18 protein-coding genes are annotated in these 20,823 nt (G+C 52.5%); 6 read left to right on the top strand and 12 right to left on the bottom strand.

The features are described 5' to 3' along the window. Nucleotide 1: 1 nt before the first annotated feature. From RAHAQ2_RS06750 to RAHAQ2_RS06780, 7 genes are all read right to left on the bottom strand, one after another. Nucleotides 2–1,045 (bottom strand): ABC transporter permease, encoded by a 1,044-nt coding sequence (locus RAHAQ2_RS06750; protein ID WP_037038600.1) that lies wholly within the window; start codon nt 1,043–1,045, stop codon nt 2–4. Between the two features lie 5 nt (nt 1,046–1,050). Continuing rightward, a complete protein-coding gene (yejB, locus tag RAHAQ2_RS06755; RefSeq protein WP_015696512.1) occupies nt 1,051–2,145 on the bottom strand; it encodes a microcin C ABC transporter permease YejB in 1,095 nt (364 codons plus the stop codon). 10 nt (nt 2,146–2,155) lie between these two features. Then, nucleotides 2,156–3,961, bottom strand: a complete 1,806-nt coding sequence (locus RAHAQ2_RS06760; RefSeq protein WP_015696513.1) for an extracellular solute-binding protein — start codon at nt 3,959–3,961, stop codon at nt 2,156–2,158. Nucleotides 3,962–4,155: 194 nt separating this feature from the next. After that, nucleotides 4,156–5,739, bottom strand: a complete 1,584-nt coding sequence (locus tag RAHAQ2_RS06765; RefSeq protein WP_015696514.1) for a cyclic di-GMP phosphodiesterase — start codon at nt 5,737–5,739, stop codon at nt 4,156–4,158. Nucleotides 5,740–5,904: 165 nt separating this feature from the next. Next, nucleotides 5,905–6,480 carry a bifunctional murein DD-endopeptidase/murein LD-carboxypeptidase gene (gene mepS / locus RAHAQ2_RS06770; protein ID WP_013574652.1) on the bottom strand — a complete coding sequence of 192 codons (576 nt, stop codon included), beginning with the start codon at nt 6,478–6,480 and terminating at the stop codon, nt 5,905–5,907. A gap of 428 nt (nt 6,481–6,908) precedes the next feature. After that, nucleotides 6,909–7,622: a phosphatase PAP2 family protein gene (locus tag RAHAQ2_RS06775; protein WP_015696515.1), complete on the bottom strand. Its 714-nt coding sequence runs from the start codon at nt 7,620–7,622 to the stop codon at nt 6,909–6,911. A gap of 60 nt (nt 7,623–7,682) precedes the next feature. Beyond that, the gene (locus RAHAQ2_RS06780) at nt 7,683–8,657 is read right to left on the bottom strand and encodes a CobW family GTP-binding protein (RefSeq protein ID WP_015696516.1); all 975 of its coding nucleotides are present in this window, start codon (nt 8,655–8,657) and stop codon (nt 7,683–7,685) included. Nucleotides 8,658–8,872: 215 nt separating this feature from the next. Between RAHAQ2_RS06780 and RAHAQ2_RS06785 the strand changes: the two genes are divergently transcribed. Both RAHAQ2_RS06785 and RAHAQ2_RS06790 read left to right on the top strand, forming a co-directional pair. After that, complete coding sequence (locus RAHAQ2_RS06785) at nt 8,873–9,184, top strand: hypothetical protein (RefSeq protein ID WP_015696517.1); 312 nt, start codon at nt 8,873–8,875, stop codon at nt 9,182–9,184. 247 nt (nt 9,185–9,431) lie between these two features. Next, nucleotides 9,432–10,163, top strand: a complete 732-nt coding sequence (locus RAHAQ2_RS06790; protein WP_041682445.1) for an FCD domain-containing protein — start codon at nt 9,432–9,434, stop codon at nt 10,161–10,163. 60 nt (nt 10,164–10,223) lie between these two features. Here the strand turns inward: RAHAQ2_RS06790 and RAHAQ2_RS06795 are convergent, their stop codons facing one another. Further along, entirely contained in the window at nt 10,224–11,693 is a 1,470-nt protein-coding gene (locus tag RAHAQ2_RS06795; RefSeq protein WP_015696519.1) for a mannitol dehydrogenase family protein, read from the bottom strand. A 270-nt stretch (nt 11,694–11,963) separates the two neighbouring features. Continuing rightward, nucleotides 11,964–12,536 (bottom strand): elongation factor P-like protein YeiP, encoded by a 573-nt coding sequence (yeiP, locus tag RAHAQ2_RS06800; RefSeq protein ID WP_015696520.1) that lies wholly within the window; start codon nt 12,534–12,536, stop codon nt 11,964–11,966. Between the two features lie 244 nt (nt 12,537–12,780). Between yeiP and RAHAQ2_RS06805 the strand changes: the two genes are divergently transcribed. Then, the gene (locus tag RAHAQ2_RS06805; protein WP_015696521.1) at nt 12,781–13,035 is read left to right on the top strand and encodes a YkgJ family cysteine cluster protein; all 255 of its coding nucleotides are present in this window, start codon (nt 12,781–12,783) and stop codon (nt 13,033–13,035) included. Here RAHAQ2_RS06805 and RAHAQ2_RS06810 read toward each other — a convergent pair. Next, nucleotides 13,032–14,246 (bottom strand): sugar efflux transporter, encoded by a 1,215-nt coding sequence (locus RAHAQ2_RS06810; protein ID WP_015696522.1) that lies wholly within the window; start codon nt 14,244–14,246, stop codon nt 13,032–13,034. The two genes, RAHAQ2_RS06805 and RAHAQ2_RS06810, sit on opposite strands and share 4 nt — an antisense overlap. 463 nt (nt 14,247–14,709) lie before the next feature. Here RAHAQ2_RS06810 and fruB point away from each other — a divergent pair, with 463 nt between their 5' ends. From fruB to fruA, 3 genes are read left to right on the top strand one after another with little or no spacing between them, the layout of a single operon-like run. Continuing rightward, nucleotides 14,710–15,840, top strand: a complete 1,131-nt coding sequence (gene fruB / locus RAHAQ2_RS06815; RefSeq protein WP_015696523.1) for a fused PTS fructose transporter subunit IIA/HPr protein — start codon at nt 14,710–14,712, stop codon at nt 15,838–15,840. Further along, nucleotides 15,837–16,772, top strand: a complete 936-nt coding sequence (gene fruK / locus RAHAQ2_RS06820) for a 1-phosphofructokinase (protein WP_013574663.1) — start codon at nt 15,837–15,839, stop codon at nt 16,770–16,772. The genes fruB and fruK overlap by 4 nt, the downstream gene beginning before the upstream one ends. A 15-nt stretch (nt 16,773–16,787) precedes the next feature. Next, entirely contained in the window at nt 16,788–18,488 is a 1,701-nt protein-coding gene (gene fruA, locus RAHAQ2_RS06825; protein ID WP_015696524.1) for a PTS fructose transporter subunit IIBC, read from the top strand. A gap of 230 nt (nt 18,489–18,718) precedes the next feature. Here fruA and nfo read toward each other — a convergent pair whose 3' ends face one another. Then, on the bottom strand, nt 18,719–19,585 hold the full coding sequence (nfo, locus tag RAHAQ2_RS06830; protein WP_015696525.1) for a deoxyribonuclease IV: 867 nt from the start codon (nt 19,583–19,585) through the stop codon (nt 18,719–18,721). Nucleotides 19,586–19,675: 90 nt separating this feature from the next. Then, nucleotides 19,676–20,782, bottom strand: coding sequence for a YeiH family protein (locus tag RAHAQ2_RS06835; RefSeq protein WP_015696526.1), 1,107 nt, complete (start codon nt 20,780–20,782; stop codon nt 19,676–19,678). Nucleotides 20,783–20,823 lie beyond the last annotated feature (41 nt).

The raw sequence follows: 20,823 nt of genomic DNA on the forward strand, positions 1-20,823 counted from the left end.
CTCAGAGCACCTCATTGTGGTGTGCGGACGGATTGAAGGCATCACGAACAGCTTCACCAATGAAAATCAATAATGACAGCAGCGCGGCCAGTACCACGAAAGCGCTGATCCCCAGCCACGGTGCCTGCAAATTGTTCTTACCTTCCATCAGCAGTGTGCCCAGCGACGGCGAGCCCAGCGGCAGGCCAAAACCGAGGAAATCCAGCGACGTCAGCGTGGTGATCGAGCCACAAAGAATAAAGGGCAGATAGGTCAGGGTGGCGACCATCGCGTTAGGCAGCATATGCCGCCACATAATGGCGCGATCGCTGACGCCCATTGCCTGTGCGGCGCGGATGTAATCAAAGTTGCGGGTGCGCAGGAATTCCGCGCGCACCACGCTGACCAGCGTCATCCAGCCGGAAAGCACCGTAATCAGCAGCAGCCACCAGAAGTTGGGCTGAACCACGCTGGCCAGAATAATAATCAGGAACAGAGTCGGGATGCTCGACCACACTTCGATAAAGCGCTGCCCGAGCAGATCAATTAATCCGCCGTAATAGCCCTGCGTGGCACCGACCATAATACCCATCACCGAGGTCATCACCGTCAGCAGAACGCCGAAGAACAGCGAAATCCGCAACCCATAGAGAATTTGCGCCAGCACGTCGTGCCCGTTGCTGTCGGTGCCCAGCCAGTTCTGCGCGGAGGGCGGAGAAGGGAAGGGCCGGGTGGTGGAAAAATTGATGGAGCTATAACTGCTGCGAATCGGTGCCCACAGCGCCCAGCCGTGGTCTTCAATCTGGCGCAGAACAAAGGGATCCTGATAATCGGCCGGTGTTTCCAGCTCTCCGCCAAATGTTGTTTCGCTGTAATTGACCATAAAGGGCACATACCAGTGCCCCTGATAGCGCGCCAGCAGGGGTTTATCATTCGCCAGCACGTTAGATAACAGCACCAGAATCAGCATCACCATGAAAATCCACAGTGACCAGAAGCCGCGACGGTTCTGACAGAAACGTGCCCGGCGCGCCTGACTGACGGTGCTCAGCTTAAAAAATTTCATACGCATCAGTGGCGGCCCTCAAAATCAATACGCGGGTCGACCAGCGTGTAAGTGATGTCGCTGACGATATTGAGCAGCAAACCAATCAGGGTGAAAACGTACAGCGTGCCGAATATGACCGGGAAATCGCGCTGTACAATGGCGTCGTAGCCCAGTAATCCCAGCCCCTGTAATGAAAACATCACTTCAATCAGTAATGAACCGGTGAAAAACATGCTGATGAAAGTGGCCGGGAAACCGGCGATCACCAGCAGCATGGCGTTGCGGAAAACGTGGCGGTACAAAATTTGTTTTTCGTTCAGCCCCTTCGCGCGGGCAGTCATTACATATTGTTTACCGACTTCATCCATAAATGAGTTTTTGGTCAGCATCGTCAGGGTTGCGAACCCGCCAATCACGGTCGCCAGCACCGGCAACGTGATATGCCAGAGGTAATCGGTCACTTTGCCGTACCAGGGCAGCGTATCGAAATTCGGCGACGTCAGGCCACGTAACGGGAACCAGTCGAGATAGTTACCGCCGGTGAATAACACAATCAATAAGATCGCAAATAAGAAAGAGGGGACGGCATAACCGACGATGATGACTGAACTGCTCCAGGTATCGAATTTGGTGCCGTTGCGCACCGCTTTGCGGATACCCAGCGGGATTGACACCAGATAGATAATCAGCGTGCTCCACAGGCCGAGGGTTACGGATACGGGCAATGCGCTTTTCACCAGCCCCATCACGGATGAGCCGCGGAACAGGCTGTCACCGAAATTGAAGCGCACATAATGGGATAACATCTCGACATAACGTACATGCAGCGGTTTGTCGAAGCCGAAGCGGTGGGTGATTTCGGCAATGACTTCCGGGTCCAGGCCACGTGCACCACGGTACTGGCCCTCGCCAAACTGCGCTAAGCCCGGCGAGGCTTTGCCATTTCCGCTGCCACCGTCGGCGCCAGGCAAACCGCTGGATTGCCCCATTTCAATAGCGGCAATGGCCTGATCGACCGGGCCGCCGGGGGCAATCTGCACAATAAAAAAGTTAATCGTGATGATCGCCCACAGCGTCGGGATCACCAGAAGCAGTCGTCTTAACAAATAGGCGGCCACAATATGCTCCTCAGCGGCGTTGCGCAGGTAAACGGGCTGCGCGGTTAACGTCGTACCACCACGTATCAAGTTCCATTCCGTTGGACGGGGTGACGGCAGGCATAGAGAATTTATCCCAGTACGCGTAGCGCTCGTGATGGGTGTACCACATCGGGATCATCAGCATATTCCATGTCAGCACCCGGTCAAGCGCATGGCCCAGCGACAATAATGCCTCAGGTTTGCCCTGATTCGCGGCGATCTCGTCGGTCAGTTTGTCAATGGCCGGATCGCTGACACCTGATTTGTTGTAGGTGGAATCGAGATATTTGCTATTCCAGTAAATCTGCAAATCGCTGCTCGGATACGACGTGGCGGGATAAACCGTCGGCAGCATATCGTAATCACGCTGGCGCATACGGCGCACGAATTGCGAGTTATCCACTTCACGGATCGACATCTTAATGCCCAGTCGCTGTAAATTATGCTGGAACGGCAAGACGTACTGCGAATTCCCGCCGCCGGGTAACAGCAGCTCGAAGGTAAACGGCTTGCCGGTTTTACCGTTCACCAGCACCTGATTTTTCACTTCCCAGCCCGCTTCTTTCAGTAATGCGGTGGCTTTCAGCAAATTCGTCCGGTCATTTCCGCTGCCGTCAGAGCCGGGGGGCTGATACATCGTGGTGAAGACTTCCGGGGGCACTTTACCTTTCAGCGGCCCCAGCCACGCCAGTTCCGCAGAGTTGGGATAATCTTTTGCCGCGTAGTCGGTATTCTGGAAATAACTGTTCACACGCTGGTAGGCACCGAAATACAGCGCCTTGTTCATCCAGTCAAAATCAAAGGCCAGCGTGATGGCTTCCCGCACCTTGCGGTCAGCAAATTGCGGGCGATGAATGTTGAATGCCAGCCAGCGCGTATCCTGCGCCGCCTGGTTTATCTCATCGGCTTTAACAATAAAGTTTTTGCTGAAATTACCGCCCTGATATTGCGTCGCCCAGTTTTTCGGCGAAGTTTCCATACGGAAATCAAATGCGCCGGACTTAAACGCCTCCAGTGCCACCTTGTCGTCGAGATAATAATCATAGCGGATGGTGTCGAAATTATAGCGGCCGCGGTTGACGGGCAAATTGGCAGCCCAGTAATCCGGCACGCGGGAATAGGTGATGTACTGACCGAGTTTGTAATCGCTGATACGGTAAGGGCCACTGCCCGGCGGCGGCACACTCAGCGGTTCATTGAATTTATGCTTTTCCCAGAATGTCTGCGGCAGAACAGGCAAGCCCAGCAGGCCGAGCATCATGTCTTTATCTGCTTTCGGCAACACCATGCGTACTGTCAGGCGCGAAATGGCTTTCACTTCCACGCCTTTATACACCACACGAAATTGCGGTACGCCTTCGGTCATGAATTTGCGGAAGCTGAAGGCCACATCGCTGGCGGTGATGGGCGTATTATCGTTAAAGCGCGCACGCGGATTGATATCGACTTCGACCCAGCGGTACTGGCTGTCATAACGGGCAGAATCGGCGATCAGCGGATAATAGCTGCCGATTTCGTCGCTGGAGGTGGTGAACAGGCTGTCGTAAAGCGATCCGCTGCGCGCGGCCGGATTACCGCGTGAAGCAAAGCGGTTGAAGTTGTCGTAGGTACCAATGGCCGCCAGGGTGATCTGACCACCTTTCGGGGCGGCAGGATTGACGTAGTCAAAACTGGTGAAATTTGAGACATACTTTGGCTCGCCTAATATGGCGAAGGCGTAGCTATCCTGTATGACTTCAGCTTGTGCGCTGAGACTCAGCAGGCACAGCACACCGGCAAAAACGCGAGAAAACATCCTGAATCTGCACTCCTGTGATGACGACAGCATGATGCGGCATTGCCGCAGGCTATTTCGATATTAATCAATTGAAAGCAAAGATTTTGTCACGTACGACGCTTCAGTTTCGTCCCTGATTTTGGCCTTTTTAACACAACCGGATGCAGACGCCTAAAAGAAAAATGGAACAAAAGATGCGGGACTGATGCAGGTCAAATCTGCCAGGTGGCTTCTTTCTCATTGAAATCACGTACAAAGTCCAAAAGCTCGGGAACACCCAGAGACTGACTGTACAGATATCCCTGCAAATAGGTCACGCCGTGATTGCGCAGATATTCCGCCTGCGTCTGGGTTTCGACGCCTTCGGCTACGGTTTTGATCTTCAGCTCTTCCGTGAGTTTAAGGACGGTATCCAGCACCGGCGCGATCAGGGTTTTCTGATCAATTGACATGACAAAGCCGCGATCGATTTTCAGATAATCCAGCGTAAACTTCTCAAGATAAATCAGCGCGCTATGGCCGGTGCCAAAATCATCAATGGCTATTTCAATCTTATGGCGGCGCAACCAGTTAAACTCCCGTAAGGCACCTTCCGTATCAATCATCCCACGTTCTGTAATTTCGAATACCACCTGAAAAGCATTTTCAGGTAACGCTTCAATAAAATTCATCACATCGTCATGAAAGCTGATTTTGTTCATGTGGTGAGGGGAAATGTTGATGCTGAGTTTTCCCGGTTCGGGAAAAGCGTGTTGCAAGGTATGGGCATCTGCCGCCACCAGCGCCATCATATGTTGTGTCAGTTCGACGATAAGTCCCTGATTTTCAGCGTAGCTGATAAAAACATCGGGCGGGATGCGCCCTTCAATCGGGTGCTGCCAGCGCAGCAGGGCTTCAACGCCGGTCACTTTCAGGCTTTTTGCGTCGATAACAGGCTGATATTCTACAAAGAATTCTTTATCTTTCAGCCCGCGGAGGACCTCGCGCTCAAGGTTATGGCGGTTCAGCAGGCTGTGATAAATCAGCGCACAAACCAGCAGACTCAGCAGCAGACCACCGGAGAACGTAAAAAATACATTAGCGTGGGTCAGGGCAGGGGAGTAGAGACGAATACTGAAAGGATAATCACCGATTTTGACGTGAGTAAAATGGCTACGGGGTAAATCATTGACCCTGATCAGATCTGTCTGAGAAGAAATCAATGCGCGGTCTCCTACCAGCAGCGCAAAGCCACGGTAGCCGGAACCTGGCTGTGCAAAAAGCATATAAGGCGACAGCGTCAGTTCCAGCGTGGCTATGACACCGTCATCCGTTGCGCCGGGGTTACGCTGCCATACCAGGATCACCGCGCGATTAGGAACGGCCGGCGTTCCCATCTGCAGGCCGATACTCATACTTTTATCGAAATCGATGTCATGCAGGGTACTGTTTACAGGAATGTGTTGATTGCCGGAAGCCGAGGAACAAAAAACGATGCCATTACGCACCAGTTGGAAATCACGAACGCCAATGCTGAATGCAACGTCACGGTTTAATTCCCCGGCAATGGAATGGCAGGATCCCGTCGTGAGCAGCCCGATTCTGAGCATCGTGTCGGTTAACTGGCGCAGGTAATCAGAGGTAAATTGCGCTGTTCTCTGCGCGATTTCATTTTGTTCGCGGAGATTGTTGGTTTTAATAACGGTAAGGGTGGCAGCAGTGAATAAAATGAAAAACAGGGCTGAAAAAAACACGCTTCTCTTTAAATACAGGCGTTTGGGCAATACGGTGTGTGTTAACGCCGTTTTTAAACCCATATGTTGTGCCCTTTTCGCGCAGAGGAAATAAAAGGATTATGTCGTCAAAAAAACAACAGACACTTAATACACTTTATTACAGGCATAAAAAAACGCCATCCAAAGATGACGTTTTTTTATTCGCTTGGCATAGGACAACAAGAACTAAATCATAAGGTAACGGGATTAACCGTTAGCTAAAACTCGTCTTGCTTCACGATAACGTGCATTCCAGTAGGACTCTTTCAGATTTGAAATCATCACACCGTTGCTGGTGGAGGCATGTACAAACTGATCGTTGCCTAAATAAATACCGACGTGACGGCCTGTTGAACCCGCACGGAACAGAACCAGATCACCCGGACGCAGTTTCGTGCGCTGGATTTTCTTGCCTTTCTCTTCCTGTTCATAGGTTGAACGAGGTAAATCCATACCAAATTGTTCGCGGAATGTTACCTGAACGAACGCTGAGCAATCGATACCACGCTTGCTGTCACCGCCTAACCGATAACGAACGCCTTTCCAGCCAGCGTACTGATCCATAATTTTGGATTTAACGTTGACGTTGCGAACCATTGCTTCGAATTCATCCTGAGAGGCTTGCAGTAGAAGGCCATCATTGCCATTTACTGCACGCATATCAGTTTGCGCGTTTTCTGTGTTCGAAGAATGTGTACCACTACATGCAGAGAGAATAATTGCTGCACCAATCGCGGGAATTATCCGCGTGATATATCTCAGAAACGGTTGAGACTTGACCATTATTGTTGTTATCCCTTGCTGTCCTTAACGATGAAATCGTTATTAAAATTGCCAAACGAAGCGAGACTACCTGCCATATATCCGTGGGACAAATACTTCAGGGGGGAAATGTGCGTCAGAGCACGTTTATTCTCTCAACCGGGGTATTTTTAACACATTTCTATACAGGCGAACTGGAGATTACCGTAATGAACAAGTGATTGCGAGAGGTATTATGAGATTTTTTATAAGAAATTGTGATGTAAGGTGATGTAAGTAAACATGTTAAAAATGATGACTGATCTTTATACAAATTTTGGTTAAAACAGCATCATTAGGGCGTTGAAGGCACATTATACCGGGCAGAAGCGTTAAGAAACATCCCATAAAAAGGCCCGGCAGATCATCAGCATCTGTCGGGCCATAATTATTATGTATGTGTCCTAACATTATGCGCGTGGCTTAGGATTTTTTTTACCGGGTAATTTTTTGTCAAGCCAGTTAATCAGCATATCGCTGGCGGGCGTCATTAACCACCAGCTTGCACCGACCAGTACGACGGACATTGAGCCTACCGCGATGTCAGTAAACCAGTGCGCACCAATCATCACACGGGGTAGTGAGAAGACGAGGGTGATGATCAAGGCGACAGCGAATGCTGACTTGCTCAGGTAGCGCAGCATAAAGCACGAGAAAATAATCAGCATCATGCCATGGTCGCCGGGGAAGCTGTCACTGGAGGCATCTTTAGTGGGAATGCCCGTCAGTTCGCTCACCCGGTTTACGCCCGGGAAACTCAGCGACGGACTTTTATGGCTGACAGGCAATAAATGTCCGAGCTGGTTGAGTACCACAGCGGTCAGCAGCATCACAATACCAATAATGATGTAGCGGCGACGCCCGTCGCTATCCTGCTTCAGGAAATAGCCCAGATACAATATTCCCATCGCCAGCAGTGAAATAAGATCAAAAGCACGATTATTGGTCACGGCGACCAGGTGCAGAAACCACGCATCAGTTGCCAGATGTTGATTAAAAAAGAAGAAGATCGATTTATCAATCGGGAACCAGAAACCATGGTTTGCTGGCAGATAGAAAGATAAAAATAAGGCAACGCCTAAGACATTAAGTATCAGGATTGCGGGAATATTGCGGCGCCACATAAAGGAAAACCTATTCTTAGCAAGGTAAGGAATAACTTAGTTAGCGTTAACTTAATCCGATCAACTTAAACGAAACTTCAACAAAGATGATTGTATTGTATTCCATTGCACTTCATTTTGCGTAATAAGCTCAATTCTGCTGTCTAACGGCGCCACCGGTTTCGTTTCTATGTGTAAGTCATTGCCCTGGCGGTTAATCAGTAATGTGCCTTCTTTAATGCGCATAATCCCTTTGACGCGATCAACCGGTACCGCACGTGCCCAGTCGAGAATGCCCGCGGTCTCAAACTGCGTTTCTCCATCAAATATCCATCCACAACTGGTATAACCGTCTGCCTGATTTAGCGCACGACGCCAGCGCTGTTTCCCCGGCAGGCTCAGCGCAGCAAGCCCAGGTTTTGCAGCATGCGCGTGATGATGTTTACCTTGCGGTAACTCAACCAGATTCTGGCGCGGTAAATCAAGTAATGCAGGGTCGATCCGGCCTTGCGAAGCTGTCACCAGAAGGCGCTCGCGGCCATTATGCTGATACCACTCTTCCAGCTTCTGTTTGTCCTGCGCCTGCATCACATCAGACTTATTCGCCACGATAACGTCTGCCGAGGCCAGTTGATCGCGGAAGTTTTCATTATCAATGACGCGCTGATCGCTTAACTGGCGTGGATCCAGCAGACAAAGCGTGGCATTGAGTGTCAGCCAGTTGCTGTAAACGTCAGACGTCAGTAAAGAAAGGATCTGTTTCGGATGCCCCAGCCCGGTGGGTTCTATCAGCAAGCGGTCAGGTTTAGCCTGCTGCAATAACATATTCAGGCCGACCTGCATGGGCAAACCGTTCACGCAGCACATGCAACCACCGGGAATTTCCTTCAGCACCGCACCACTGTCAGCCAGTAATGCACCATCGATGCCGACTTCGCCGAATTCATTCACCAGCACGGCCCACTTTTCACCTTCAGGCTTCTGAGCCAGAAGGTGGCGAAGCGTGGTGGTTTTTCCGCTTCCCAGAAAGCCGGTGATCAGGTTGGTTTTGGTCATGGTTGCACATCCTTTTTGAAAAATTCCCCGCCAATGTGCAGCGACTCCTTAAGAAAATCCAGCGTTGCGCCGATGTAAGACATGGATTGCTTATTTTTGTCGGCAGGCAAGCAAGATTTATTTTTGCCTCCGGATGTGTAAATTCAATTAGATGTATTAATGTTAAATTGTGGTTGCGGGAATTTTAAAATTAATAGTTATGATGAGGTGTCACCATGAACAGAATGACCTGTGTACTGTTTTTGGGAGTCATGGCCTCAGGGACGATTCAGTTTGCCAGTGCCGCTGCAACAGGCGGAATTATTCATTTTACCGGGTCAATTGTTGACGGAGGATGTCACTTCAGTGCCGCACATAATGCGGTGATCAGCGACTGTGATCGTGGCGGAAAACAGGTGAGGCAAGTTCACACTCTGAATGCGCAAAATCCTTCTTCTTTCGCCTTGCCTTTGTCTCTCGGGCAGGTCACCACGCAGCATATTAATCATGATCCTCGCCTTGCGGTGATGACGGTAAGTTATAACTAAGTAGCCGTAAATAGTGAGTATCTTTAATATGTTTCGCTCCGGCATTGAGCGCGATAACGCAATCTATTGTTATGTGGCCGGACAACTTTACGAACTGGCTGGCCCAATCTTGATCGGGCCGTCAGTTTTCCCTTCCCGTCCTTTCCCTTTCTGCCGACATGTTATAATTTTCTCTCTTATTTCAGACATCAGAACGATTAATCAGGTGTCAGACCAATTGAGATTGTGTCAGAGAAAGGGGCAAAAAATGCGACTTTATCAGGAGATAGGCGGTCATCTGCGCCGCGATATCCATGCCGGGAAATATGCTCCTGGCGATCGCCTTCCTCCGGAACGTGACATTGCTGAATCTTATTCCGTCAGCCGAAGCGTGGTACGTGAAGCGCTGATCATGCTGGAGCTGGAAAAAGTGGTAGACGTGCGTAAAGGTTCCGGCGTCTATGTGTTGCCCCAGCCGCAAAACAGCCCGCCGGAAGACGCGGACAGCGGGTATGGTCCGTTCGAGCTGTTACAGGCACGGCAATTGCTGGAAAGCGAAGTCGCGGCTTTTGCGGCGATGCAGGCCACGAAGACGGATATTCTGCAAATGCGTGATGCCATTGATGCACAGCGTGAATGCATTGCCCGTGGCGTATCCGATGATGCTGAAGATCAGCGTTTTCATGCCTTGCTGGCACAGGCTTCCCAGAACAGTGTACTGGTTAAACTGGTGGATGATTTGTGGCTGATCCGCCAGCGCAGCTCAATGTGGCAGGGGATCCATCAGCATGTCGGCGATAAAAACTACAGTCAGATTTGGTTGCAGGACCATCAGACCATCTTGCAGGCCGTACTGCGCCGGGATCCGAAAGCCGCCAAGCAGGCGATGTGGCAGCATCTGGAAAATGTTAAAGACATGCTGTTACAGGTTTCGGATGCCGATGATCCGTCTTTTGACGGATTCCTTTTCTCCTCAGTCCCCTCCGGGCTGAACGACTGATACCGCCGGATAAATAAAAACGGCTGCCGCAGCAGCCGTTAACCGTTTCAGTTGCCGTGCTTAACCCACGTATTTTGCGACGGTTTTCTTCGCGCCGATCCTTTGCAGATCGGCATACGCGCTCAGTATGGCCTCTACGACTTTCTCTTCATGAGGCAATTGCTCACCGAATACGCCTGTCAGAGCCAGCAGGGCTTTCACTCGCGGTTCGCCATCTTCGGTTGATGCCACAATTTCAGCGACCGTTTCAGCCATCGGATCTTTAATCTCGATCGGCTGCCCGGCATCATCCGTACCGCCGACATAACGCATCCAGCCAGCCACACCGAGCGCCAGCAATGCATAGGAACCGCCATTCTTCACATGCCAGCGGATGGAATCAAGCATACGCTGTGGCAATTTCTGGGTGCCGTCCATAGCGATTTGCCAGGTACGATGCTTCAGTGCCGGGTTGCTGTAACGTGCAATCAGGCTGTCAGCATACGCGCTGAGATCAACACCCTCGACGCTCAGTGTCGGTGCCTGCTCATGCAGCATCAGATGATGGGCAGCGGCCTTATAGTTGGCATCTTCCATGCAATCGTTGATGTGCTGATAACCGGCCAGATAGCCGAGATAGGCGAGGAAGGAATGACTGCCGTTGAGCATGCGCAGCTTCATCTGTTCGAAAGGTAAAACGTCGGAAACCATCTGCGCACCGGCTTTTTCCCAGTCCGGACGGCCCGCCACGAAGTGGTCTTCCACCACCCACTGAATGAACGGTTCACAGGCGATACCGCAAGGGTCGGTCACGCCACCGAGCGCTTCGGTGATTTCTTCCAGCGTGTTTTCCGTTGCGGCAGGAACAATGCGGTCAACCATGGTGCTAGGGAAAGAGACGTTTTTGGTGATCCATTCCGCCAGTTCTGCGGAACGCGCTTTCGCCATGCCCAGAACGGCGTTTTTCACCACCAGACCGTTTTCAGGAATGTTATCGCAGCATAAAACAGTAAAGCCCGGCAGGCCGCGTTCATGGCGCAGGCGCAGAGCTTCGACCAAAACGCCCGGAGCGGTACCCGGTGCCTGACCGCCCGCCAGATCCTGCTGAATTTTTGGATTTTGCAGATCCAGTTCACCGGTGCCCGGCTCAATGCAGTAGCCTTTTTCGGTGATGGTCAGGGAAACAATCGCTACCTGTGGCTCGGTGAGTTTTTCAAGTACCGCTTGCAGCCCGTCAATGCTGCCGTGCACAGATTCATGCGCAGAGCCGATGATGATCGCCTGATTGCCGTCCGCACCTTTTTCCAGCACGGTAAACAGATGATTTTGCTGGCGTAAACTTTTTATCAGCGTTTCATTGCCAAACAGACTGATTTCGCAAATGCCCCAGTCGCCACCCTGGAGATTCAGCACTCGGTTGGTCAGCAGCGCCTGGTGAGCGCGATGGAAGGCACCAAATCCGAGGTGAACAATACGGCTTTTCAACGCATCGCGATCATAAGCAGGCAATGACACTGCTGCAGGCAGGGACGCTGTGGCAATAGTTTTCATGCAATACTCCAGGCAAGTCAGAAATAAATAATTGGTCAGGCCAAATTGGGGCTGTTTACCCGTCAGTTCAATTTTATGCTGGATAAAGCGACGATTTAAGCCGAAATCAGGGCTTAGAGTGTAAAGTCATATGATAGAAAGGGGAATTGGTAAGTCCAGATAGCCACTGATTTTGTGATGCAGATCCATTGTCTGAGGGATTAATCGCAAAATGCAGACAATAAAAAAGGAACGCCGGGGCGTTCCTTTCAGCAGGGTGCGGAGCGCAGATTAATCCGCGCGACCCATATAACGACGTTCTGCGATATGAATACGGATTTTGTCGCCAGAACTCAGGTATTCAGGAACCTGAATGTTCAGACCGGTGCTCATTACCGCAGGTTTTGTACGGGAACTGGCGGAAGCGCCCTTGATGCCCGGTGCTGTTTCCACGATTTCCAGATCCACCGTCTGTGGCATTTCCAGCGCCAGCAGCTGGCTGTCCAGCGTCAGAACCTGCATACCCTGCAAACCTTCTTCAGGGATGAACAGCAGTTCGTCTTCAATCTGCGCCTTGTTAAAGGTGTAGGGCGTGAAGTCTTCATCATCCATGAAGATATATTCGTCACCATCGACGTAAGAAAAGTTCACTTTACGACGGGTCAGGGTAACGGTATCCAGAATATCGTCGCCTTTGAAGCGTTCTTCCACTTTGCCACCAGTACGAACGTCAGCGAAACGCATTTTGTACAAAGTGCTGGCACCACGGGCGCTCGGGCTCTGAACATCAATATCTTTTACCAGCAGCAATTTGCCGTCGTAGTTCACAACGAAGCCGCGTTTAATTTCGTTAGCACGTGCCATATAAATAACCTGTCAGGAGAGAGATAAATAATTTGCGACACGTTACCCGCGCCGCTGTTTTCAGGCAAGCAGATAGCGTAAAAAGAGTCGCGAAAATCCGCTTTATAACGCATTTTTCACGCGCTACCTGCCAGCATGAAAAATGTTTAGTACAGGGTGTTAAAGAGTCGTGAATATTTAGCTGGTGGCGCTTTACGCCGCCTGCTATTGTCGCGCCTCAAAATGACGCCTGAGGAGGCTGTTGATGGACTGTCGTACTGATTGCGGAGCCTGTTGCATAGCGCCTTCAATCTCCAGCCCGATCCCCGGAATGCCCGATGGCAAGCCGGCGAATACGCGCTGTGTTCAACTGGCCGATAACTTTCGGTGTAAGATTTTCACCTCACCGCTGCGCCCGAAAGTTTGCGCCAGCCTGCAGGCCAGCCGCGAAATGTGCTTTACACATCGCGACCAGGCGCTGACTTATCTGATACAGCTTGAGACGGATACCGCGCCTTAAACCACCGCCGCGGATACGTCTTGCGTCGTTTTATCGACGTTTTTCACATTCCAGATACACAACACCGAACCGATCACCATCGCCAGTGCGGCATAAAACACCGCATGGTATGTCCAGAACTGCGCGATAACCCCAGCCAGTGAACCGGCGAGGATCCAGCCCGCACGCGTTGAATTGGTAAACAGCGTGGTGGCAGCACCCGCCTGACCCGGCATCAGATCCTGAAAATACAGCATGCCGATCCCGGCCAGAATGCCGATGAATATCGCGTTCAGCAACTGTAAAGCAATCAGCATTGCCGCACCGGTGGTAAACAGAATACCGCCGTAGAAAATCACGCCCGCCAGCACAGCGAAACGCATCAGGAAGCGTTTCCCCAACTGCTTAGCCAGATATCCGGCGATCAGCATGGTCGGAATTTCCAGACAGGCCGCACTGCCCATCAGCACGCCCGCCAGTTTTTCGGGCAGGCCCAGTTCACGCACCACATACAGCGGCATATTGATCAGATAAATGCTATTTGCTGCCCACATCAGTGAACAGGCGATGAACAACATCAGCGTATCGCGGCGGTTACGGCGTGGCGCTTCCAGCGTGGCGGTGGTCTTAATGTGCGCCTTAGGCATCGAAGGCAGGAACATCCATACCATCACGCCGCACAGCATGAAGGCCAGCGTCGCAGCGCAGTACATAAAGGTAAAACCAAAACCCATCGACAGGGCGAAGGCCAGCGGCGGGCCGACGACCCATGCCAGCGAAACCTGTGCGCGCAAAATGGAGCTGAACATCACGGCTTCGCGGCCGGTTTTTTCGGAATGCTCCCGTGCTAACGCGAACATTTGCGGGTTTGCCGTGGAACCAAAACTCGACAGCAAAACGCCGATGAACAGCAGGATAAAATAATTACGGTTGAAAGCGAAAAGCACACAAGCCAGTGCACCCAGAATGCAGCAATACAAAATCAGCGTCTTGCGGTCGCCGCGTTTATCAGACCAGGTCGCCAGCAACTGGCTAACGAAAATGCCAATCACGGCACTGCCGGTAAAGAAGATACCCACCATAAACGGGCTGACGTGCACCTGAGAAGTCAGGAACAGGCTGAGGGTCGGGGTCTGTAACGCGCCCGCAATGCCGGTAAGGAAGGCGATGATCAGAAAAGCAGTCGACGTCATGTCGGGTAAACGGCGGGCTGACGTTGTAGAAATTCGCATTAGCTAAGTGAACCAGAAGTAGGAGAGGGGACGAAATTTGCGCGAATGTTACGACAGTTTAAAAAAAACAAAAACAGGTTTTGATCATCAAAAATGTAAACCGGGGTGAATTTGCCATACTGAATAATTAAACCGCACTTTGTGTCAAAAATAACCGGATGATGGGCCGGTCTTTCACCCTGATATTTCCGTTAGAAATAAGGTCAGCTTGCTTCAGCTTTTTACGTCAGCCTGACTTCAGCATTTGCGTTAAGTTATCTGTTTCAGAAAGCTCTCAGAAAGGAAACTGTGCGTAGCATCAAAAAATTGTGACGTAAAATCAGGGAATGCTTGATTTAAAAACAGGCCCGATTGAGACTCCTTGAAACGTTTCAGCGTTGTCAGTTTTTCTCCTGAAATCTGATGGCGCTCCTTTTTTCTCAGTAAAGCTGAAACGATTCAATTTCAGCAGGAGAGGAGAATTATGTTCCAACTGTCACAGCAAGATATTCATCCCGGTGCAGTGGCCAGCGATAAGCAGGACGCTATTCGCCAGGTTGCAGCAGCATTGACTCAGGCCGGTCGCGTCAGCGAAGGCTATGTAGACGGCATGCTGGCGCGTGAGTTGCAAACCTCTACTTACCTTGGCAACGGCATCGCCATCCCGCACGGCACCACGGATACCCGTGATCTGGTACTTGATACCGGTGTGCAGGTTTTCCAGTTTCCGCAGGGGATTACCTGGGGCGAAGGCCAGACGGCATATGTCGTGATCGGCATCGCGGCCCGTTCTGATGAGCACCTCGGTTTGCTGCGCCAGCTGACGCACGTCTTAAGTGACGACAGCGTGGCCGATCGTCTGGCAAAAACAGATTCTGCTGAAGAGTTACGCAGCTTGCTGATGGGCGAGAAAAATGCGGCTGAGTTCCTGTTTGATACCCAGTTGATCGCCGTCGATGTGGCCGCTGAAAACCTGATCACGTTACAGGCGCTGAACGCGGGTCGCCTGAAAGAGATGGGTGCCGTCGATACCGCTTTTGTCAGCGATGTGATCAGCCGTAAACCGCTGAACCTCGGGCAGGGCATCTGGCTGAGCGACAGCACCGAAGGCAACCTGAAAAGTGCTGCAACGGTCAGCCGTGCGCAGCAGGCGTTTGATGTGGATGGCGAACAAGTGGCCATGTTGCTGACCATTTCCGTTGCCGATGATCAGCCGCTCGATGTGCTGAACTACCTCAGTGATTTGCTGATTGCCAACAAAGCTGAACGCTTGCTGACGGCAGATTCCGTCGGTGTGCTGGCATTGCTGACCAGTGAAGTTGAAGAACAAGCCAACGTGCTGACCGCTGAATACGTGATCCGTAACGAACACGGCTTGCATGCACGTCCGGGTACCGCACTGGTGAACGTGATCAAACAGTTCAGCAGCGAAATCACGGTAACGAATCTTGATGGCAGCGGTAAACCTGCCAACGGCCGCAGCCTGATGAAAGTCGTGGCGCTGGGCGTGAAAAAAGGTCATCACCTGCGCTTTACTGCCAGCGGTGAAGATGCAGAACTGGCATTAAAAACCATCGGTGAAGCGATTGCTGAAGGTCTTGGGGAGGGCGCATGAGCCGTCGGGTCGCCACAATTACCTTAAATCCGGCCTACGATCTGGTCGGTTACTGCCCTGAAATCGAACGGGGTGAAGTCAATCTGGTACAAACCACCGGCCTGCACGCGGCAGGTAAAGGGATTAACGTTGCCAAGGTGCTGAAAGATCTCGGCATCGACGTCACCGTTGGCGGTTTCCTGGGTAAAGAAAATCAGGATGGTTTCCAGCTGTTATTCAGCGATCTGGGCATTGCGAACCGCTTCCAGGTGGTTAATGGCCGTACCCGTATCAACGTCAAACTGACCGAAAAAGACGGCGAAGTCAGCGACTTCAATTTCTCCGGCTTCAACGTCACGCCTGCTGACTGGGAACGTTTCGTGACGGATTCCCTGTCATGGCTGGGCCAGTTCGACATGGTGGCTGTCAGCGGCAGTCTGCCAGCGGGTGTTGATCCTGACGCCTTCACTGACTGGATGAAACGTCTGCGCGCACAGTGCCCGTGCATCATCTTCGACAGCAGCCGTGAAGCACTGGTTGCCGGTCTCAAAGCCGCTCCCTGGCTGGTGAAACCTAACCGTCGTGAGCTGGAAATCTGGGCTGGCCGTAAATTGCCTGAACTGAGTGACGTGGTAGAAGCCGCACACGCCTTGCGTGATCAGGGTATCGCCCATGTGGTGATTTCTCTGGGCGCTGAAGGTGCTTTGTGGGTTAACGCATCCGGTGCGTGGATCGCCAAACCGCCAGCCTGTGAAGTCGTCAGCACCGTGGGTGCCGGTGATTCCATGGTCGGTGGTCTGATCTACGGTTTGCTGATGCGTGAATCCAGTGAACATACGCTACGACTGGCAACGGCTGTTGCTGCCCTGGCTGTCAGCCAGAGTAATGTCGGTGTCACCGATCGTCCGCAACTGGCGGCGATGATGGCCCGTGTTGATCTGAAACCCTTTTAACCCGCAGGAGGCAGAATGAAAACGCTGCTGATGATAGACAGTTCGCTGGGACAAGCTCGCAGCCAACTGGCGAAAAATTTACTCGCTGCTGCTGCGGCGAAAGCAGGCCACCAGCTGACTGAACTCGTCGCTGATGCTGATGTAGTGATCGTAGCGGGTGAAACCGTGCCAAACGATCCTGCACTGGCGGGCAAAAATATTTATACCGGTAATGTGGCTGATGCAGTCCGTGATCCGGAGGCTTTCCTGCAACGCGCTGTGGCTGAAGCTAAACCTTATGTCGCACCTGTTGCGGCAGCCGTTGCCGCTCCGGCAGCCAGCGGCCCGAAACGTATCGTCGCCATCACTGCCTGCCCGACCGGTGTTGCACACACCTTTATGGCTGCAGAAGCGATTGAAACGGAAGCTAAAAAACGTGGCTGGTGGGTAAAAGTTGAAACCCGCGGTTCTGTAGGTGCCGGTAATGCTATTACGCCGGAAGAGGTGGCAGCCGCCGATCTGGTGATTGTCGCAGCTGACATCGAAGTAGATCTGGCGAAGTTTGCCGGTAAGCCGATGTACCGCACATCTACCGGTCTGGCACTGAAAAAGACCAAACAGGAACTGGACAAAGCGCTGGTTGAAGCTGAAGTATTTGAGCCGAAATCTCAGGGCGCAGCGACGGGCACCAGGAAGAAAGAAGCGGGCGGCGCAGGTCCATACCGTCACCTGCTGACCGGCGTGTCTTACATGCTGCCAATGGTGGTGGCGGGTGGTCTGTGTATCGCACTGTCATTTGTCTTCGGTATCAAAGCCTTTGAAGTGAAAGGCACGCTGGCGGCGGCATTGATGCAAATCGGTGGCGCTTCAGCCTTCGCGCTGATGGTGCCGGTTCTGGCCGGTTTCATTGCCTTCTCTATCGCTGACCGTCCGGGTCTGACGCCGGGTCTTATCGGCGGCATGCTGGCTGTCAGCACCGGTGCTGGCTTCCTCGGCGGTATTATTGCCGGTTTCCTGGCGGGTTATGTGGCGAAAGCCATCAGCGGCAAGCTGAAATTACCGCAAAGTATGGAAGCGCTGAAACCTATCCTGATCATTCCGCTGGTGGCGAGTCTGATTACCGGTCTGGTGATGATTTATGTGGTCGGTACGCCGGTGGCTAAAATCATGGCGGGTCTGACTGCCTGGCTGCAATCTTTGGGTACAGCCAATGCGGTTCTGCTGGGCGCAATCCTCGGTGCGATGATGTGTACCGACATGGGTGGCCCGGTGAACAAAGCCGCTTACGCGTTCGGCGTGGCACTGCTGAGTTCCTCCGTCTATGCACCCATGGCCGCCATCATGGCTGCCGGTATGGTGCCACCTCTGGCGATGGGACTGGCAACATTGCTGGCGCGTCATAAGTTCGAGCAAAGCGAACGTGAAGGCGGTAAAGCGGCGCTGGTATTGGGCTTGTGCTTTATCTCTGAAGGTGCGATTCCGTTTGCAGCCCGTGACCCGATGCGTGTTCTGCCATGCTGTATCGCAGGTGGCGCACTGACCGGTGCTCTGTCGATGGCATTCCACGCACAACTGATGGCACCACACGGCGGTCTGTTCGTACTGCTGATCCCGGGTGCAATCACGCCGGTTCTTGGTTATCTGGTGGCGATTATCGCCGGTACGGTTCTGGCGGGTGGTGCATACGCGATTCTGAAACGTTCAGATGCTTCGGTAGCGGCAAAAGCGGCGGCATAACGGTAAATCGTTAAAAGCCAAAAGGCGCGACATGTGAATGTCGCGCCTTTTTTATTACGCCTCCCCCTGCGAAGGGGGAGGCGGGGAGGGGGTTTTAAGGACTAACATCCTTGCCCATGCACACTTCAGCTTTCGTTTTTGACCTTAATACCCCACCCCAACCCTCCCCTTCGCAGGGGAGGGAGCTGACCGAAATCCTACTCAATGACCGCGCATGAAAATGCTATATCTTAAGCTGCGGCTTCGTCATTCTCCGACTTCTGCTGCGCTTTCAGCCAGGCGATTTCATCTATCCAGATATCCGGATTGACGGTTTCGAGGATCATCGGGATGCCGTCGAAACGCGCATCTTTCATGATCCAGCTAAATACGGTATTGCCGATATTGCCTTCACCGAGGCTGTGGTGGCGGTCTACCCGGCTGTTGAACGCGCTTTTCGCATCGTTGAGGTGCATACCGCGCAGGTATTTAAAACCGACCACCTCGTCAAAGTGCTTAAAGGTTTTCTCGCATTCTTCCACTGTGCGCAGGTCGTAACCCGCAGCGAAGGCATGGCAGGTATCAATGCAGACGCCGACGCGGCTTTTGTCTTCCACGCCTTCAATAATTTTGGCCAGGTGCTCGAAGCGGAAGCCGAGATTACTGCCCTGACCGGCGGTGTTTTCGATAACTGCCGTCACGCCTTTGGTTTTATCCAGCGCAATGTTCAGAGATTCAGAAATCAGCGCCAGACATTTATCTTCTTCGATTTGCATCAGGTGGCTGCCTGGATGGAAATTCAGCAGCGACAGGCCCAGTTGTTCGCAACGCTGCAACTCATCAAGGAACGCCTCGCGGGATTTCTCCAGCGCTTCGGTGACCGGATGACCGAGGTTAATCAGGTAGCTGTCGTGCGGCAAAATCTGATGACTTTGGTAGCCGTATTTTTCACAAGCCACTTTGAATTTTTCGATGACGTCTTCCGGCAACGGTGCGGCTTTCCACTGGCGCTGATTCTTGGTGAAAAGCGCAAAAGCCGTGGCTTCCAGCTCGTGTGCCCTCAGAACCGCCTGATCGACACCCCCGGCCGCACTCACGTGTGCTCCCACAAACTTCATTTTTGCTCCTCAGTTATTCATCGCGTTTATGGACAAATGATAGCGCCTCCCGGCAGGAGGCGCAGCACTGAAGTGTTAAAAGCAGCAACATCAGCCAAAAAGATGCTGAACCAACTGGTTGATACCGGCACCGCCGACAATCAGCCAGATAAACAGCACCGCTGCCAGCAGCATGGGTTTCAAACCTGCCTGACGCAATGCGCTCATGTGAGTGGTCAGGCCGAGCGCCGCCATTGCCATCGCCAGCAGTACGGTATCGAGCGTGATCAGCGCCGGGATCCAGCTGTGCGGCAGAATATTCAGCGAGTTAAAGGCTGCCACCAGAATAAACAGCAGGGCAAACCACGGGATTGTAATGTTGCGCATACCTGCATTCCGGCCGCCTTGCTGCGCGGCTTTGCGAGATTTCCAGCCAGAGAGCAGCAGCAGGAACGGTGCCAGCATCATCACGCGGATCATTTTGGCGATCACCGCCGCGTTTTCCGCATCCGGGCTGACCCCCTGACCGGCCGCCACGACCTGTGCCACTTCATGCACCGTCGACCCGGTGTAAATGCCGAACTGGGCAGCGGTAAAACTCAGCCAGTGATACTGTGCATTGAGATGCCATAACCACGGATACAGAAAGATGGCGGCTGTCCCGAAGATAACGACAGTGGCCACCGCAACCGTCACTTTCTCCGCTTTGGCATCCAGCACCGGTTCCGTCGCCATCACCGCCGCTGCACCACAGATGCTGCTGCCCGCGCCAATCAGCATCGAGGTATCGCGATCCAGTTTAAATACCCGCTGTCCAAGCCAGCAGGCGAGGGTGAAAGTGGAGCACAGCATCAGTGCGTCAATCAGAATACCGGTCGCGCCAACGTCCGCGATTTGTGCAAACGTCAGCCGCAAGCCGTAAAGGATAATGCCCAGACGCAGAAGACGTTGCTTGGCCAGCGTCACGCCTTCCTCACACCAGGGTTTTGCCGCCGGATACACCGTATTGCCGATGACCATGCCGATGACAATCGCCAGGGTCAGCGCGCTCAGGCCGAGATGATTCAATGCAGGAATATCGCTGAGCCAGACCGCGAGTGCAGTGATTACACCGGTCAGCGCCAGGCCGGGTAACCGGTGGCGAAAGCCCGACAAAGGCGGGAAAGGGTGTTTATCCGCCGCTTTCTTATTTTCGTTTTTAAGCGCAAGTGTATTCATTGCCCGTTCCTCATTCAGGAGTGATGAGGTAAGGCTACGCC

Origin of the sequence: Rahnella aquatilis CIP 78.65 = ATCC 33071 (assembly GCF_000241955.1) — a bacterium.
Lineage (GTDB): Bacteria > Pseudomonadota > Gammaproteobacteria > Enterobacterales > Enterobacteriaceae > Rahnella > Rahnella aquatilis.